Consider the following 16,188-nt stretch of genomic DNA (forward strand, 5'->3'; position numbering starts at 1 on the left):
ACGTCAGACCATCAAATCGAGGCACCCGCCCTCATCGTGAAACCATCTGACGCAGGTTCGATCGGCGCCGTCAGAAGATGGGTTCCCGCCTTCGCTGGAATGACGACGACGATATACGCTTGATCCGGTGACTTACTCCGCAGCCTCCGCAGCTTCCTCGCTACTATCCTCGATCTGAACGCCGGTATCGGCATAACGCGGCGCAGCCTCGATCGAGGGGACATCGTCGGAGATTTCGCGCTTGCCAATCTTGATGTGCTTTTCGCTGAGGCGGCGGGCTCGGCTCATCACGTTGCCCTCGTAAGTGCGGGCGAAGTCGTTGAAGCTGTTGACCGCGCGGCCCATGTGCACACCGACCTTGGCCAAGTCGTCCTGAGTCTTGGCGAGGCTGTCGTAGAGGTCTGCCCCCAGCTTGCCGATCTCGCGCGCCTCGCGGGCAAGCCCTTCCTGCTGCCAGACCTGCGCGATCGTGCGGGCGATCGCGACGAGGTTAGTCGGGCTCGCCAGCAGCACCTTGCGGTCGAATGCGAAGTCCCAGAGGCCCGAATCGTGGTCGAGGGCGGCGGCGATGAAGTGTTCGCCCGGCACGAACATGATCACGTAATCCGGCGCATTCTCGAACTGGCTCTGGTAACTCTTGGCGCCGAGCGTCTGGATATGGTTGCGCATCGATGCCGCATGCTGGCCCATGAAGGCGAGGCGCCCAGCTTCGTCCTCGGCCTCGAAGGCATCCTGATAGGCGTTGAGCGAGACCTTCGCGTCGATCACCAGTTGCTTGTTGCCTGGAATGCGCACGATCGCATCGGGGCGTAGGCGGCCCTCCTCGGTATTGATCGACTGCTCGGTCTCGAAGTCGGTATGCTCGGTCAACCCGCACTGTTCCAGCACGTTCTTGAGCTGTTGTTCGCCCCAGCGTCCGCGCGCTTTGGGCGCATTGCGCAGCGAGTTACCGAGCCGCACGGCCTCCGCGCGCACCAGTTCCTGCCCGACGCGCAGCGCCTCGATCTGGCCGGTCAGTTGGCCGAAGGCATCTACACGCTTGGCTTCCAATGCCGCAACCTGATCCTCGTAGCTCTTGAGGCGCTGGCCAACCGGCGTGAGGATCGAATTGAGGCGTTCGGCGCTGGCTTTCTCACTCTGCTCGAAACGCTCGCCGGCGCGGCGCAGGAATGCCTCCTGCGCGCCCGCAAGCACTTTCGCACCGGCGTTCTCGAACTCCTTGCGCAAGGCTTCTTGCGCTTCGAGCAGCAGGCGCTTCTGCTCGTCGAAATTCGCCGATTTTTCGCGCAAGGTCGAGAGTTCATCAGACAGAATGCGCTGTTCACGCAGCAACCCGTCCACGCGTGCGGCATGTTCGGTGCGGGTCTTGTCGAGAACCTGCGTCAGCTCTGCACGGGTACGTTCGACCGCTGCGGCGCCGTCATGACGCAGGCGTTCGGTCAGGGCTTCATGGTCGGTGCGTGCGCGGTCGAGCGCCTGCTCGAGCGCATCGGCCCGCCCGGCCCGCTCGCGCGCGGCTTCAAGATCGGCGAAAGTACGTAAATATTTGGCGTCGCCTTCGCGTGCCTCACGCTCACGCGCTTCGGCTTGCGCCCGCCATTGCGCGGTCGGGCGCGAACCGAAAAACCAGCCTGCAGCGAGGCCGATGACGAGAGCGAGAATCGTGGCGACTACAAGTTCCATGGCTCCAGCCTAGCCGGAACATTTCAGGAACTCCAGTCCTCGACGGCGATTTTCCACCGGGGCGCGAAACGCCCCGGAAGAAATCAGGCGGCCTTGCGCAGCTTTTCGAGCTTCTTGAGCGCCATCTGGCGCTTCAGGCGCGAGAGGTGGTCGATGAAGAGGATACCTTCGAGGTGGTCCATCTCGTGCTGGAGACAGATCGCGAGAAGACCGTCCATGTCCTCCTCGTGCACCTTGCCGTCGAGGTCCTGCCAGCGTGCGCGGATGCGCGAGGGGCGCTCCACATCGGCGAAGATCTCGGGGACCGAGAGGCAACCTTCCTGATAGACGATGTGCTCGTCCGAGGGATCGAGGATTTCCGGATTGATGAAGATCCGGGGTTCCTTCTTGGTCGGCTGATGCGTGTGGTGGTGATCGCCATGCGACGTGCAGACTTCCGGCTCGGCGTCCTCGTCGTCAGGCTGGAGGTCGATCACCAGTACACGGAGAGGAACGCCGACCTGGATCGCGGCGAGACCGATGCCGGGAGCGTGGTACATCGTTTCGAACATGTCATCGACGAGCGTTTTAAGCTCGTCGTCGAACTTTTCGACGGGGGCCGAGACCTGCTTGAGGCGCTGGTCGGGAACTTCGAGGATTTCGCGGATAGCCATCTGCGCCAGATAATCGCGAAAGCCCGATTTCGCAAGATCAGGCACCGCAGGCCGAAATCGCGTCAGGCGACAGGACGACGAGCGCGGATCGCCTGGGCCAGTGTGCCCTCGTCGAGATAATCGAGTTCGCCGCCGACCGGCAGGCCGTGCGCCAGTTGCGTTACCCGCACCGGGAAGCCTTCAAGCCGCTCGGCGATGTAGTGCGCAGTGGTCTGGCCTTCGAGCGTGGCGTTCATCGCGAGGAGCACTTCATCGATGCCGCCCTCGCCGATCCGGCGCAGCAGGCTGTCGATTGCCAGGTCTTCGGGGCGGACGCCGTCCAGCGCCGAGAGGCGTCCACCAAGCACATGGTAACGCCCCGTGAACAGGCGCGCGCGGTCAAGCGCCCAGAGGTCGGCGACTTCCTCGACCACGCAGATCGAGCGTGCGTCGCGGCGGGGGTCGGCGCAGATACCGCAAGGGTCGGTGGTATCGACGTTGCCGCAGGTCCGGCACTCGACCAGCGCCTCGCGCACGGCGTCCAGCGCCTCCAGGAGTTGCACCAGCGCGGTTTCCCGCCGCTTGATCAGCCACAGGACGGCACGGCGCGCCGAACGCGGGCCGAGGCCGGGCAGGCGCGACAGGGCGGCGGTCAGCGTCTCGATCTCTTGCGATGCCATGGATCGGGAGATAGGGCCTGCGCCTGATCTTAGAAAGCCCGCTCAGGAGTTCCCCACATCATGCGTATCATCTTCATGGGAACGCCCGATTTTGCGGTCCCCGCTCTGGTGGCTCTTGTCGAGGCGGGGCACGAGGTCGTGGCTGCCTATACGCAGCCACCGCGACCCGGCGGACGGCGGGGCAAGGAACTGACGCCCTCGCCCGTGCAACGGGAAGCCGAAGCGCGCGGGATCGAAGTGCGCCATCCGGTTTCGCTGAAGGGGGCGGAAGAGCAAGCCGCCTTCGCCGCGCTGGAGGCAGACATTGCCGTCGTCGCGGCTTATGGGCTGATACTGCCGCAGGCGGTGCTGGATGCGCCGCGCCTCGGGTGCCTCAACATCCATGCCTCGATCCTGCCGCGATGGCGCGGTGCGGCGCCGATCCAGCGGGCGATTCTGGCGGGCGATCCGACCACGGGGATCACCATTATGCAGATGGAAGCCGGGCTCGATACCGGACCGATGCTGGCGACGCTGCGCACAACGATCGACGCGAAGACGGCCGGGGAACTGACCTCCGAACTTGCGGAACGGGGTGCGCAACTGCTGGTCGGCACCCTACGCGACCTCGCCGTTCACCGCGCGGTGAAGCAGCCGGAGGACGGGGTGACTTACGCGCGCAAGATCGACAAGGCCGAAGCGCGACTCGATTTCACCGCAAGCGCGGTCGACGTGGAGCGCCAGGTGCGCGCCTTCATGCCCGTGCCGGGCGCGTTCTTCGAACTGGACGGCGAGCGCTACAAGGTGCTGGCGGCGCGGATCGTCGAGGGCTCCGGCGAGGCGGGCAGCACGCTCGACGATGCCCTGACGGTCGCGTGCGGGGAACAGGCGCTGCAGGTCACCCGCATCCAGCGCGCGGGCAAGCCGACCATGGACGTAGCCGACCTGCTGCGCGGACGCCCCATTCCGGCAGGCACGAAGCTGGGTTGAGTTCAGGCCTTCTCGGGCATCCGGCGCTGCGGCGGCGCTTCGTCGGCCCAGCGGGCGTGGCCTTCGCGCAAGGTCGCGGCGGTCTTTTCCCATGCGCTGAGGGGCTTGTCGCGGACGCGGATGTTGAAGCGGTCGGTGCCCCGAAATTCGAGGACTTCGGCGCCTTCCGGGCCTGCGGTGTAGGCATAGGGCACTTCGGCGCCGACGAAGAAGCCGTCGCCAGCAGCCAGCGTCTCGGTGCCCATGCGGATCGAGCCGGCGACGATGTAATAGAGGCAATCGCAGTCGTGGCTGTGGAGCGGCAGCGGGAAACCGCTCTTCACCCATAGCCGCGCGAGGCTCATATCCTCGCGGCGGTAGGGGACGTCGGCATATTCGCCCCTCACCTGCATCGCCTCCATCAGCAATGGCTGGGCGGCGACGAGGTTGGGCGTGTCACCCTCGTAAGTCATGCAGTCGCACTCTTCCAGCGCGGGAGCGTCAGCGCCGCGGAAGATCTGGAAGCGGGGCTCTTTGTTCTCGGCCATGGCAGGCTCCTTTCCCGGTGAGCGGATGGTGACACCGGATGCGCAGGACGCCAAGCCCATTGCGCGGCGGCACCAGTCCTGTATCGGCGGGGCGAAATGACCCGTTTTGCGCTCACTCTCGAATTCGACGGCAGCCCGTTCATGGGGCTGCAGCGGCAAGCCCATGGTCCCTCGGTGCAGCAATCGGTCGAGGATGCGGCTTTCATGGTCACCGGCGAGCGCGCCATCATGCACGCGGCCGGGCGCACCGATGCCGGAGTCCACGCGCTCGGAATGCGCGCCCATATCGACATCGCGAAGCCGTTCGAGGCGTATAAACTGCTGGGGGCACTCAACGACAGGTTGCGGCCTCATCCGATCGCGGTCCTGTCCTGCGAGGTCGTGCCGGACGACTGGCACGCGCGGTTTTCCTGCGTCGGCCGCGCTTATATCTACCGCATCGCCAATCGACGCGCGCCGCTGACGCTGGAGAGGGGCAAGGCATGGATGGTGCCCAAGCCGCTCGATGCCGATGCTATGCATCGTGCCGCGCAGATACTTGTGGGACTGCACGATTTCACCACGTTCCGTTCGGCGCATTGCCAGTCGAGTTCGCCGCTCAAGACGCTCGACCGGCTGGAAGTGCGACGCGAAGGCGAGATGGTGCTGATCGAGGCGGAAGCGCGCAGCTTCCTGCATCATCAGGTGCGCTCGATGGTCGGCTGCCTCGCACTCGTCGGCATGGGACGGTGGAGCGAGGAGGATCTGCGCGAGGCGCTCGCGGCGCGCGATCGCCGGAAGCTCGGCCTAAATGCACCGCCGGACGGGCTCTACTTCGTCCGGGCGGTCTATCCCGAGGCGTGAACCGGCCGAGCAGAACGCCTCAATAGATCGGATCGATAGACCAGCCGGTCAGCTTCAGCATCGCCAATCCGATGTCGCGCACTTTGCCGATGCGGGGGCTCCACGCCTTATCGAAGCGGTAGCCCTTGGCGTCGACCGCCTCAAGCACCCATTCCGCGCCATCCGTACCCAGCGGATCGGCAATGCCGCATTCCTTGAGGACAGGCCGACGGTTCGCGACCGAGGATGCCTCTGTCAGCCGCGATCCCGACAATACAGCTTGCAGCATGGCGGCTTCCTCCTTGCGCAACGGACGATCGAGGACCGGGCCGGGCACACCGGGGTCATAGCCGCCCCGTCCCGTCAGCGCGGTCGCGACCAGCTGCGGTGCCGCTGTCCCCAGCCCCATCACACGCACTACTACGGGTGCATGGAAGCTTCGTAGCCAGGTAAAACGGATCACGCTGCCCGATGCGTTGCCGGTGCCCGCCATTTCCGCAAGCGACGGCTCCTTTGCCGCGTACAGGAAGCGTGAATACCATTCCCGCTCGAACGCACTGAGCTGTGCCGCGCTTCGGACCTTGCCCTGATGCCGACATTGCGGGATCTGCTCACTCAGCGAAGCCGGGAAATAAACCGGAACGCCGCTCACCGCTAAGCCCTGCGCCGCCAACAGCAAGGGAACCGTGAATATCATCCCAGCCATTTCAATCTCCACCGGTGACATGAAAAAACGGGCGCACTCCCTTGGGAGCACGCCCGTTTTTTGCATCTTCGAACACCTTCAGGCTTACGCCTTGGCGACGACGCTTTCCGGCAAATCCTGCCCGAATACGCGCTGGTAGTATTCGGCCACCAGCATGCGCTCGGTCTCGTCGCACTTGTTGAGGAACGAGAGGCGGAAGGCAAAGCCGACGTCGTTGAAGATCGCCGCGTTCTGTGCCCAGGTGATGACCGTGCGCGGGCTCATCACCGTCGAGATATCGCCGTTCATGAAGCCTTGGCGCGAGAAGTCCGCGACCTTGACCATGTTGGCGATCACCGACTTGTCGATCTGCGGCACCTTCGCGGCGACGATGCCGGTCTCGGTGGCGTGGGGCAGGTAGTTGAGCGCCACCACCAGGTTCCAGCGGTCCATCTGGCCCTGGTTGATCTGCTGCGTGCCATGATACAGGCCCGAGGTGTCGCCCAGACCCACCGTGTTGGCGGTCGCGAACAGGCGAAAGTGCTTGTCCGGACGGATCACGCGGTTCTGGTCGAGCAGGGTCAGCTTGCCCTCGGTTTCGAGGATGCGCTGGATCACGAACATCACGTCCGGACGGCCCGCGTCGTATTCGTCGAACACCAGCGCGACAGGGTGCTGCAGTGCCCATGGCAACAGGCCCTCGCGGAACTCGGTCACCTGCATGCCGCCGCGCAGGACGATGGCGTCGCGGCCGATCAGGTCGATGCGGCTGATGTGGGCGTCGAGGTTGATGCGGATGCACGGCCACTTGAGGCGCGCCGCGACCTGTTCGATGTGCGTCGACTTGCCGGTGCCGTGGTAGCCCTGCACCATCACGCGGCGGTTGTAGGCGAAGCCCGCCAGGATCGCGAGCGTGGTGTCCGGGTCGAACACGTAAGTCTCGTCGAGGTCGGGGACGCGCTCGTCGGCCACGGAGAAGGCCGGGACCTTCATGTTGATGTCGATCCCGAAGGTCTCGCGCACGTCGAGTTCGATGTCGGGAGCGGCCAGTACGGTGGCGTCGCGATTCTCGGTCTGGGTCTTGGAGTCAGTCATCGTAGGGCATCGCGTATAGGACCGGCCGCTGCATCGCAATAAGGTTTGGGTGACTTGCCTTGCTCAACTCGCGCATTTGGGAGGGAGGCTGAACAGATCGACGAAGCGCTGGACCAGCGATGGGTCGCCTTCGATCCGCAGTGCCTGAACCTCCTCGCGCGGCCACTTGCCGTAGAATACCGCGAGGAAAGGGAAACCGCCTTCGGCCGCGAAGACCAGATCGGGGTCCGGATCGCCATTGCTGGAGGGATGGATCGCCAGTTCGCCCTGCCCCAGCCGCCCGGTGAATTTGCTGACACCCACCTCGAAGCGCACCGTAAGTGCCAGATCGCCGATCCGCTCGGGATGGATCATCGTGCGCAGCGAGAGCATCAGCGAGACCGGCGTGATCGGCAGCGTGGGATCGTGGAGGGTCGAGCGCACCGCCCATCGCCCCAGTTCCTGCATGACGGGCTCCAGCGCCAGGCCCCATTCGGTGAGTCGATAGACCTGTACCGAAGCGGGCGGCGGCAGCACTTCGCGCGTGACGATACCCGTCCCTTCGAGGCTCTCCAGCCGCTCGGTCAGCGTCTTGGCGCTCAGGCCCGGCAGTTCGGCGCGGATCTCGGAGAAACGGCGCGGGCCGAGCATCATCTCGCGTATGATCGGCAGCGACCAGCGTTCGCCGATGAGTTCCATCGCGAAAGCCGCCCCGCAGGCATCCCCATACCAGCGGCCATGTGCGCGTTTCACACTATCCGTCGCGCTTTCCGAACGTATGGTTTCTTTTTGTGACTTCATGGTTGCTTTTAGTTACCACTGAGGTCAGGTTCGGGCAAGAGGCGATTCGCCCTTCTGAAGGAGAGAGCAGATGGCACGCATGATCTTCGTGAACCTCCCCGTCACCGATCTGGAGCGCTCCAAGGCGTTCTACACCGCGCTAGGCTTCACCAACGAGCCGCGCTTCACTGACGACACGGCGGCCTGCATGGTGTGGTCGGAATCCATCTTCGTGATGATCCTGACGCACGACAAATGGCGCACCTTCACCGACCGCCCGATCCCCGACACCGGCTCCAGCGAAGTGGCGCTCTGCCTTGCATGTGAAAGCAAGGAAGAGGCCGCGGAGATGAAGGCCAAGGCTGCGGCGGCAGGCGGCACGCCCGACATCAATCCGCCACAGGACTATGGCTTCATGGTCAGCCACGCCTTCACCGACCTCGACGGGCATGTCTGGGAGACGATGTGGATGGACCCTGCCGCCGCCTCGGGGGAAATGGAAATCCCGACCACGGCGTGACATAAAGAAACGGGAGAGGGAGAAGACGATGCCTATCGATCCGACCTCACAGATAGAGATCACCGCCTACGAATGGGTGCCCTCCTTCGCGCAGGGGCAGGTCCGCGACTTGCGCCCGCGCTGGGCCTGCGAGGAATACGCCCTGCCCTACAAGGTGCGCCTGATCAGCGCGATCGAGCGTCCCGAATGGTACTATGACGACCAGCCCTGGGGGCAGGTGCCCTTCGTCCGTGACGGCGAGGTCGGGATATTCGAAAGCGGCGCAACGCTCATCCATCTCGCCGAGAAGGCGGGCGCCCTGCCTCCGACCGGCTCGCAGGAACGGGCAAAAGTCCTGAGTTGGTTGTTCGGCGCGTTCAACTCGATCGAGCCTTTCGTGATGGAGTTCGTCAACTGCACGTTCTTCTCGCGCAAGGAGGACTGGGCGCCGCTGCGCCGTCCTTCCCTCACTACCGCGCTGGAAGGCCGCCTAAAGCGCCTCGAAACGGCGCTGGGCGACGACGAGTGGCTGGCCGGGGACTTCTCGATCGCCGATATCGCGATGACCACGATCCTGCGCGCCATCCCCGACCCGTCCGTGCTGGCGCCGACGCCCGCGCTCGCGGCGTACGTCGAACGCGGCACGGCTCGCCCGGCATTCCAGCGTGCGCTGGAGGCGCAACTCGCGCCTTTCGCCGAGCATGATCCGAAGACCAAAGCCAAGGCCGAAAACCCTGCCAAGGAAGGAGTCTGACATGACCTACGTAGAAGGTTTCGTGATCGCCGTCCCCAAGGCGAACAAGGACAAGTTCATCGCTCACGCCGAAATGGGCGACGCCGTCTTCATGGAGCACGGCGCCACCCGCGTCCTCGAATGCTGGCAGGACGACGTGCCCGAAGGCAAGCAGACCGACTTCTTCCGCGCGGTGGAGTGCAAGGAGGACGAGGCGGTGGTCTTCTCGTGGATCGAATGGCCCGACAAGGCGACTCGCGAAAAGGGCATGGCTGCGGTCATGGACGCGATGAACACCGACCCGCGCATGGATCCGGAGAAGAACCCCATGCCTTTCGACGGCATGCGCATGATCTACGGCGGCTTCCAGCCCGTCGTCACGCTGGGAGGCTGAGCCATGGGCAACCCTGTAGGCAGCTTCATCTGGTACGAGCTGATGACCAGCGATTCCGACGCCGCGGCCGCCTTCTACGGCAGTGTCGTCGGCTGGAAGATCGGCGCCAACGTCATGCCGGAAATGACCGGCGATTCCGGCATGGACTACCGCATGATCGAGCGCATCGATGGCGGCGGCGCGGGCTGCGGCTATACCGGCGGCGTCTTCGCACTCGACGACGAGATGATCGGACAGGGCGCTAGCCCCGCGTGGATGGGCTACATTTACGTCCCCAACGTCGATGCAAAAGTGGCCGAGATCACGGCTGAGGGCGGCGCCATCCACGTCCCCGCCACCACCATGGAAGGCGTCGGCCGCTTCGCCATGGTGACCGACCCGCAGGGCGCCGCGTTCTACGTGATGACGCCGGAACCGCCCGCCGACGATCCCGACGCCACCAGCGACGTGTTCAGCGTGGACAAGCCGCAGACGGTGCGCTGGAACGAACTCGTCACGCCGGACGACGATGCGGCGGTGGCGTTCTATACGAAGCACTTCGGCTGGGCCCAGCAAGGCGCGATGCCGATGGGGCCGCTCGGCGACTACCGCTTCCTCCAGCTGGAGGACGTGCAGATCGGCGCGGTTATGAAGCAGGCTGATTTCATGCCGGTGCCAGGCTGGACCTACTACATCGGCGTGGACGATATTGACCGCGCACTGACCGCAGTAAAGGACGGCGGCGGCAAGCCTATGGGCGATCCGCAGCAGATCCCCACCGGCGAATACACCGTCCACGCCTTCGATCCGCAAGGCGCCTACTTCGGCCTCGTCGGGCCGCGCAGATAACCGGGCGGACGGTGATTGACGCCGTCCATTCGTTCCATCAATGTTCCACCCTCATCTAAGGGAGAATCCCGATGGCCGACTACACCTTCTTCACCAACCCGATGTCGCGCGGACAGATCGCCCGCTGGGCGCTGCACGAGGCCGGGGCGGACTACGAACAGGTTCTCGTCGACTGGAAGGACAAGCCCGCCGCGTTCCTAGACGCCAACCCGATGGCCAAGGTGCCGACGCTGATCCACCATGCCGACGACGGCGACCGCGTCATCACCGAGGCCGCCGCGATCTGCCTCTACCTGGCGGAGATGAACCCGGAAGCGCACCTGCTTCCCAACGACGGCGAGATGGCGGACTACTACCGCTGGACCTTCTTCGCCTCCGGCCCGATCGAGCAGGCGATCACCTCGCGCGCGCTCAAGTTCGAGCCGACGCCGCAGCAGGAGATGATGGCCGGCTGGGGCAGTTTCGAACGCACCCTCGCCGCCATCGAGGAAAAGCTGGCCGAGGACGACTGGGTCTGCGGCACCCGCTTCACCATGGCCGACGTCTATGTCGGCAGCGCGATCGACTGGGGCATGACCTTCGGCATCATCCCGCCGCTGCCCCCGCTCGTCGCTTACGCCGAACGTTGTCAGGAACGCCCCGCCTACCGCACGGCCAAGGGCATCGACGGCAAGCTGATAGAGGAGATGAAGAAATGACGGCCAAAAACCGGATCTGCCTCTGGTACGACGGCACCGCCGAGGACGCTGCGAACTTCTACGCCACCGTCTTCCCCGACACCCGCGTCGATTCCGTCCAGCGCGCGCCCGCCGATTATCCTGACGGCAAGCAGGGCAACGTACTTGTCGTCGAATTCACGGTGATGGGGATCGAGTGCATCGGCCTCAATGGCGGGCCGCAGTTCCCGCAGTCGGAGGCGTTCTCGTTCCAGGTCGCCACCGACACGCAGGAAGAGACCGATCGCTACTGGAACGCCATCGTCGGCAACGCCGGGGCGGAAAGCATGTGCGGCTGGTGCAAGGACAAGTGGGGCCTCAACTGGCAGATAACCCCGCGCGCCCTCACCGATGCCATGGCGAACCCCGACCGCGCCGCCGCCAAGCGCGCGATGGAAGCGATGATGACGATGCGCAGGATCGACATCGCCGCGATCGAGGCGGCGGTGAAAGGCTGATGCTGGCACTCTACGGCCACCCCTTCTCGTCCTACACCTGGAAGGCGCAGATCGCGCTGCTGGGATCGGGGCTGGAACATGAGTTCCGCATCGTCGACGGCGATCACCCCGATCATGGCAAGATCGTCGCCATGGCCGGACCAGCGGGCAAGTTCCCGGTCCTGCAGGACGGCCAGAACCTGATCTTCGAGGCGACTTCGATCATCGAGCACCTGCAACTGCACCATGTCGAGCCGGATGTCCTGCTGCCCTCCGATGCCGAAGCGGCGATCGGCGTACGCATGCTCGACCGGGTTTTCGACAACTACGTCATGGGCAACATGCAGGAGGTCGTGAACGAACACATTCGCGATGCCGAAAACCCGGACATGACCCGCATCGGCGAAGCGCGGGAACGGCTGGAACGCAGTTACGCCTGGTTGGAGGGCTGGCTTCAGTACTACCCGGCGCAAGGCCAGGTTACCCTGATCGAGTGCGCCGCCGCGCCCTCGCTGTTCTACGCCGACTGGGTCCTCCCCATCGCCGACAGCTTTCCGCGCCTGAAGGCATGGCGCGCCCATCTGCTCGCCTTGCCGCCGGTCAGCACCTGCGTCGAGGCCGCCCGCCCGTACCGCGCGTTCTTCCCTCTTGGCGCGCCTGATCGAGATTGAGGAGAACAACGATGAGCAACGAACTGTCCGTCACCCGCTACATTGCCGCACCGCCTGCGAAAGTGTGGGGCGTCATGGCCAACCGCCAAAACGAATGGTGGTGCCCTACCCCATGGCGCGCCGAGGTCGATGAACAGGACAAGCGCCCCGGCGGCGTCTGCAAGATGACGATGTACGGCCCTGACGGCGAAGTCATGCCCCAGAACGGCATCTACCTTGCCTATGAGGAAGGCCGCCGCTTCGCCTCGACCGATGCGGTGGTGGACGATCTCCAACCGAGCGGGCCGTTCATGATCGGCATCTGGGAAGTCGCTCCGGAAGGCGAAGGCACGCGCTATACCGCCACCGCCCGCCACTGGAGCGCGGATACCTGCAAGCAGCATGAGGAAATGGGCTTTACGCAAGGCTGGGCCGCCTGTGCGGACCAATTGGCAGCGATCTGCGAGGGCGAGGACGAATAACGCGCCCTGCTCCTCTTTCCACTTCGTCACCCTGAAACAAGTTTAGGGTGACGGGGAATGTAGGGCCAAGATGGGTCCTACCCGAAAGCCGCCGCGTTCTTGAGGACCTGATACGCCTCGACCACCCCCTGCAGCCGCGCGGCATGGCTGTGATCGCCGCCGTTGTGGTCGGGATGATACTGCCGCAGAAGCCGCGTATAGCGAAACCGCAGGGTCTTGCGGTCGATGTCCCCGTCCAGCCCCAGCGTCTCCAAAGCCTTGCGCTCGTTCGGAGTGAAGCGCGCGTTTTCGGGCTTCAGGTCAGCCCTGCGCCGCTTCACATGCGCCCTCGCCCGTGCCTGAATCGCCTCAAGCGGGTCGGAGAAGTTCGCCCAGTTCGGCGCCTGATCCACGCCCGCATCAGGCCGGAACGCACGGGTCTGCGTTTCCCAACCGTGGAGCGGGGACTGCGCGCGCATGATCTCCTCTGCTTCCATGCCTTCGAAGTAGTCGTAGCCCGAATTGAACTGGCGCACATGCTCGAGGCAGAACCAGCGGTAGTCGCCCGGCCCATCGAACCCGGACGGCCGACCGCCCGGAGCGCGAAACTCGCCCGCCTCATCGCACCCCGGCCAGGCGCACTCGTGACCGGTGGATTCGAACCTTCCATGAAATCTATGCTGTCTCACCGGCTTCCAGATGGGACATCGATCGCCTAAATGGAACCCCATGTCTGGACCACTCGAACAGGAAATGCGGCAGCTTCTGACCGCCGCCTTCGCTCCCACGTCGCTTGACGTGGTCAACGATTCCGCCACGCACCGCGGCCATACCGGCGATGACGGCAGCGGCGAATCGCACTTCACCATCCTGATCGAGAGCCCGCAGTTCGCCGGTGTCTCACGTCTGCAGCGCCAGCGACTGGTAAATGCGGCGCTGGGCGACATTCCCGGCAATCGCGTCCATGCGGTGGCGATCAAGGCCAGCGCGCCGGGGGAATAAGAGCGAAGCCCGCAGACATACACCCGTCATCCCAGCGAAGGCTGGGACCGCTGGCAATGCTTTAGGCGATAGCTGGCCGAACAACACCCTGCCGTTGGGTGGGTTGTTCACGGCCAGCGATCCCAGCTTTCGCTGGGATGACGGCGTGTTGCCCTGTAGCTTGCTCAGGGCAAACACCCCGGTTGCCCTTTGCGCCTTGCCCGACTAAGGCGCGCACCATGCCGACACCTCTGACTTTCGCCGTGCCCAAGGGCCGAATCCTCGACGAAGCATTGCCGCTCATGGCGCGCGCCGGTGTGATTCCCGAGGCGGAATTCCATGACAAGAAGTCTCGCGCGCTCTCCTTCGCTTGCGAAAACAGCGATATGCGCCTGATCCGCGTGCGCGCCTTCGACGTCGCCACGTTCGTCGCGCATGGCGCTGCGCAAGTCGGCATCGTTGGCTCGGACGTGGTGGAGGAATTCGCCTACTCCGATCTCTACGCGCCGGTAGACCTGAACATCGGCCACTGCCGCCTCTCGGTCGCCGAAAAGGTGGGCGAGACCGGCGGCGCGCTGCCCTCGCACCTGCGCATCGCCAGCAAGTATCCCAACCTGACCCGCCGCCACTTCGAGAAGCTGGGCGTGCAGGCAGAGGTGGTGAAGCTGAACGGCGCGATGGAACTGGCGCCGTGCCTCGGCCTGTCGAGCCGGATCGTCGATCTCGTCTCCACCGGCCGCACGCTCAAGGAGAACGGCCTCGTCGAAACGAGCCGCATCCTCGACATTTCCGCGCGCCTGATCGTCAACCGCGCTGCGCTCAAGACCGACGAACGCGTGGCCGCGCTGGTCGAGGCCTTCCGCGCGCTGGTGGCCGAGAAGGAAGCCGCCTGATGCTGCGCCTGTCCAGCACTGACCCCGGCTTTGCCGACGCGTTCGCCCGCGTCGTGTCCGACCGCCGCGAAAGCGCGGCTGACGTGGCCGCTGACGTCGCCGCGATCCTCCGGGACGTGCGCGAGCGTGGTGATGCAGCGCTTGCCGATCTCACGGCGAAGTTCGACGGCCATGACCTCGACCAGACCGGCTGGAACGTCGATGCCGCTACCTGCAAGGCCGCCTTCGACGCGCTCGAACCGACCTTGCGCGCAGCGCTGGAACTCGCGGCAGAGCGTATCCGCGCCTACCACGCCGCGCAGTTGCCCGAAAACCGTGACTACACCGATGCCGCCGGCGTGCGCCTTGGCGCGACGTGGAACGCGGTGGATGCGGCGGGTCTCTACGTCCCCGGCGGGCGCGCGGCCTATCCGTCCTCGCTGCTGATGAACGCCATTCCCGCCAAGGTCGCAGGCGTGGAACGTCTCGTTGTCGTCACGCCTACGCCGAAGGGCGAAGTCAATCCGCTCGTCCTCGCTGCCGCGCATCTTGCGGGCGTGGACGAAGTGTGGCGCGTAGGCGGTGCCCATGCTGTCGGCGCGCTGGCTTATGGCACCGACCGCATCGCCCCCGTCGATGTGGTAACGGGCCCCGGCAATGCCTGGGTGGCCGAGGCCAAGCGCCAGCTCTACGGCGTCGTCGGCATCGACATGGTCGCGGGGCCGAGCGAAATCCTCGTCATCGCGGACGCCAAGAACGAGCCGCGCCGGATCGCCGCCGACCTGCTCAGCCAGGCCGAGCACGACCCGACCTCGCAGTCAATCCTCATCACCGACGACGCGGCTTATGCCGATGCGGTGGCTGAGGCAGTCGAAATCGAACTGGCCGCGCTCGCCACCGAGAAGACCGCCCGCGAAAGCTGGAGCGTCAACGGCGTCATCGTCGACGTCGCCAGCTTCGACGAAGCGCCCGCGCTCGCCAACGCGCTGGCCGCCGAACACGTCGAGATCGCCACTGACGATCCCGAAAGCCTTATGCGCCGCATCCGGCACGCTGGTTCGGTATTCCTCGGCCGCATGACCCCCGAGGCGGTCGGCGATTACGTCGCCGGGCCCAACCACGTCCTGCCCACCGGGCGCCGCGCGCGGTTCTCCTCGGGCCTCTCGGTCCTCGATTTCATGAAGCGGACCAGCTTCATCCAGCTCGATTCCGCGGCGCTGGAGGCCATCGGCCCCGCCGCCGTCGCCCTTGCCGAAGCGGAAGGGCTTCCCGCGCACGCGCGCTCCATTTCCGTAAGGCTGAACTCATGAGCAATCCCAAGCAGAAGCGCGCCGCCGCGCGCCTCGCCGCCGTCCAGGCGCTGTACCAGTTCGACATGGAGGGCACCCCGATGGCCTCCCTGCTCGACGAATTCCACCGCCACCGCCTCGGCATGGAGATCGACGACGCGCAGTTCGCGCAGGCCGAAGTCGCGTTCTTCGACGACGTCGTGAAGGGTACCATCGCCCGCCGCGACGAGATCGACGAACTGCTGGCCTCCAAGCTGACCGAGGGCTGGTCGCTCGGCCGTCTCGACAAGACGATGCTGCAGATCATGCGCGCGGGCGCCTACGAACTCATAGCCCGCGCCGACATTCCGACCGGCGCGGCGATCAGCGAATACCTCGACGTCTGCCATGCCTTCTTCGACCCGCGCGAGGCGAAGTTCCTCAACGGCGTCCTCGATTCAGTAGCGAAGTCGGTCCGCTGACGGCATAGTTCCGGG

General features: G+C 65.0%; 22 protein-coding genes. 14 read left to right on the top strand and 8 right to left on the bottom strand.

Annotated elements, in window-relative coordinates; all coding sequences use genetic code 11:
- Positions 1-132 precede the first annotated feature (132 nt).
- From PKE80_RS16470 to recR, 3 genes are all read right to left on the bottom strand, one after another.
- On the bottom strand, positions 133-1,683 hold the full coding sequence (locus PKE80_RS16470) for a DNA recombination protein RmuC (protein WP_271183427.1): 1,551 nt from the start codon (positions 1,681-1,683) through the stop codon (positions 133-135).
- A gap of 83 nt (positions 1,684-1,766) precedes the next feature.
- Positions 1,767-2,336, bottom strand: coding sequence for a peptide deformylase (gene def, locus PKE80_RS16475; protein ID WP_008829475.1), 570 nt, complete (start codon positions 2,334-2,336; stop codon positions 1,767-1,769).
- Positions 2,337-2,398: 62 nt separating this feature from the next.
- The gene (gene recR, locus PKE80_RS16480; RefSeq protein ID WP_008829476.1) at positions 2,399-2,995 is read right to left on the bottom strand and encodes a recombination mediator RecR; all 597 of its coding nucleotides are present in this window, start codon (positions 2,993-2,995) and stop codon (positions 2,399-2,401) included.
- A gap of 60 nt (positions 2,996-3,055) precedes the next feature.
- Here recR and fmt point away from each other — a divergent pair, with 60 nt between their 5' ends.
- Complete coding sequence (gene fmt, locus PKE80_RS16485) at positions 3,056-3,964, top strand: methionyl-tRNA formyltransferase (RefSeq protein ID WP_271183428.1); 909 nt, start codon at positions 3,056-3,058, stop codon at positions 3,962-3,964.
- A 2-nt stretch (positions 3,965-3,966) separates the two neighbouring features.
- Here fmt and PKE80_RS16490 read toward each other — a convergent pair whose 3' ends face one another.
- Complete coding sequence (locus PKE80_RS16490; RefSeq protein WP_211150017.1) at positions 3,967-4,491, bottom strand: cupin domain-containing protein; 525 nt, start codon at positions 4,489-4,491, stop codon at positions 3,967-3,969.
- Between the two features lie 96 nt (positions 4,492-4,587).
- Here PKE80_RS16490 and truA point away from each other — a divergent pair, with 96 nt between their 5' ends.
- Positions 4,588-5,334, top strand: coding sequence for a tRNA pseudouridine(38-40) synthase TruA (truA, locus tag PKE80_RS16495; RefSeq protein ID WP_271183429.1), 747 nt, complete (start codon positions 4,588-4,590; stop codon positions 5,332-5,334).
- A gap of 19 nt (positions 5,335-5,353) precedes the next feature.
- Here truA and PKE80_RS16500 read toward each other — a convergent pair whose 3' ends face one another.
- The 3 genes from PKE80_RS16500 to PKE80_RS16510 all read right to left on the bottom strand — a co-directional run bounded on the left by PKE80_RS16500 (position 5,354) and on the right by PKE80_RS16510 (position 7,873).
- A complete protein-coding gene (locus PKE80_RS16500) occupies positions 5,354-6,085 on the bottom strand; it encodes a hypothetical protein (RefSeq protein ID WP_271183430.1) in 732 nt (243 codons plus the stop codon).
- 18 nt (positions 6,086-6,103) lie between these two features.
- The gene (gene cobS, locus PKE80_RS16505; protein WP_271183431.1) at positions 6,104-7,093 is read right to left on the bottom strand and encodes a cobaltochelatase subunit CobS; all 990 of its coding nucleotides are present in this window, start codon (positions 7,091-7,093) and stop codon (positions 6,104-6,106) included.
- Positions 7,094-7,156: 63 nt separating this feature from the next.
- Positions 7,157-7,873, bottom strand: coding sequence for a winged helix-turn-helix transcriptional regulator (locus PKE80_RS16510; protein WP_271183432.1), 717 nt, complete (start codon positions 7,871-7,873; stop codon positions 7,157-7,159).
- Positions 7,874-7,943: 70 nt separating this feature from the next.
- On the opposite strand from PKE80_RS16510, the gene PKE80_RS16515 reads away from it, so the two are divergent.
- From PKE80_RS16515 to PKE80_RS16550, 8 genes are all read left to right on the top strand, one after another.
- Positions 7,944-8,372, top strand: a complete 429-nt coding sequence (locus tag PKE80_RS16515; RefSeq protein ID WP_036524588.1) for a VOC family protein — start codon at positions 7,944-7,946, stop codon at positions 8,370-8,372.
- 28 nt (positions 8,373-8,400) lie between these two features.
- Complete coding sequence (locus PKE80_RS16520; RefSeq protein ID WP_271183433.1) at positions 8,401-9,105, top strand: glutathione S-transferase family protein; 705 nt, start codon at positions 8,401-8,403, stop codon at positions 9,103-9,105.
- A gap of 1 nt (position 9,106) precedes the next feature.
- Positions 9,107-9,478: a DUF1428 domain-containing protein gene (locus tag PKE80_RS16525; RefSeq protein ID WP_008829484.1), complete on the top strand. Its 372-nt coding sequence runs from the start codon at positions 9,107-9,109 to the stop codon at positions 9,476-9,478.
- 3 nt (positions 9,479-9,481) lie between these two features.
- Positions 9,482-10,306, top strand: a complete 825-nt coding sequence (locus PKE80_RS16530) for a VOC family protein (RefSeq protein WP_271183434.1) — start codon at positions 9,482-9,484, stop codon at positions 10,304-10,306.
- 71 nt (positions 10,307-10,377) lie between these two features.
- On the top strand, positions 10,378-11,004 hold the full coding sequence (locus PKE80_RS16535) for a glutathione S-transferase family protein (protein WP_271183435.1): 627 nt from the start codon (positions 10,378-10,380) through the stop codon (positions 11,002-11,004).
- Positions 11,001-11,480, top strand: coding sequence for a VOC family protein (locus tag PKE80_RS16540; protein ID WP_271183436.1), 480 nt, complete (start codon positions 11,001-11,003; stop codon positions 11,478-11,480). Before PKE80_RS16535 ends, PKE80_RS16540 begins: the two co-directional genes overlap by 4 nt.
- Positions 11,480-12,130, top strand: a complete 651-nt coding sequence (locus PKE80_RS16545; protein ID WP_202902827.1) for a glutathione S-transferase family protein — start codon at positions 11,480-11,482, stop codon at positions 12,128-12,130. Before PKE80_RS16540 ends, PKE80_RS16545 begins: the two co-directional genes overlap by 1 nt.
- Positions 12,131-12,141: 11 nt before the next feature.
- Positions 12,142-12,591: an SRPBCC domain-containing protein gene (locus tag PKE80_RS16550; protein ID WP_271183437.1), complete on the top strand. Its 450-nt coding sequence runs from the start codon at positions 12,142-12,144 to the stop codon at positions 12,589-12,591.
- A 77-nt stretch (positions 12,592-12,668) separates the two neighbouring features.
- On the opposite strand, the gene PKE80_RS16555 is transcribed toward PKE80_RS16550, so the two are convergent.
- Entirely contained in the window at positions 12,669-13,259 is a 591-nt protein-coding gene (locus PKE80_RS16555) for a J domain-containing protein (RefSeq protein WP_271183438.1), read from the bottom strand.
- 40 nt (positions 13,260-13,299) lie between these two features.
- Here PKE80_RS16555 and PKE80_RS16560 point away from each other — a divergent pair, with 40 nt between their 5' ends.
- From PKE80_RS16560 to nusB, 4 genes are all read left to right on the top strand, one after another.
- The gene (locus PKE80_RS16560; RefSeq protein ID WP_008829491.1) at positions 13,300-13,572 is read left to right on the top strand and encodes a BolA family protein; all 273 of its coding nucleotides are present in this window, start codon (positions 13,300-13,302) and stop codon (positions 13,570-13,572) included.
- A gap of 218 nt (positions 13,573-13,790) precedes the next feature.
- The gene (gene hisG / locus PKE80_RS16565) at positions 13,791-14,444 is read left to right on the top strand and encodes an ATP phosphoribosyltransferase (protein WP_271183439.1); all 654 of its coding nucleotides are present in this window, start codon (positions 13,791-13,793) and stop codon (positions 14,442-14,444) included.
- Positions 14,444-15,733 (top strand): histidinol dehydrogenase, encoded by a 1,290-nt coding sequence (gene hisD, locus PKE80_RS16570; RefSeq protein WP_271183440.1) that lies wholly within the window; start codon positions 14,444-14,446, stop codon positions 15,731-15,733. The genes hisG and hisD overlap by 1 nt, the downstream gene beginning before the upstream one ends.
- Complete coding sequence (gene nusB, locus PKE80_RS16575; RefSeq protein ID WP_271183441.1) at positions 15,730-16,173, top strand: transcription antitermination factor NusB; 444 nt, start codon at positions 15,730-15,732, stop codon at positions 16,171-16,173. The genes hisD and nusB overlap by 4 nt, the downstream gene beginning before the upstream one ends.
- The last annotated feature ends 15 nt before the right edge of the window (positions 16,174-16,188 follow it).

The organism is Novosphingobium resinovorum, assembly GCF_027922145.1.
Taxonomy (GTDB): Bacteria; Pseudomonadota; Alphaproteobacteria; order Sphingomonadales; family Sphingomonadaceae; genus Novosphingobium; species Novosphingobium resinovorum.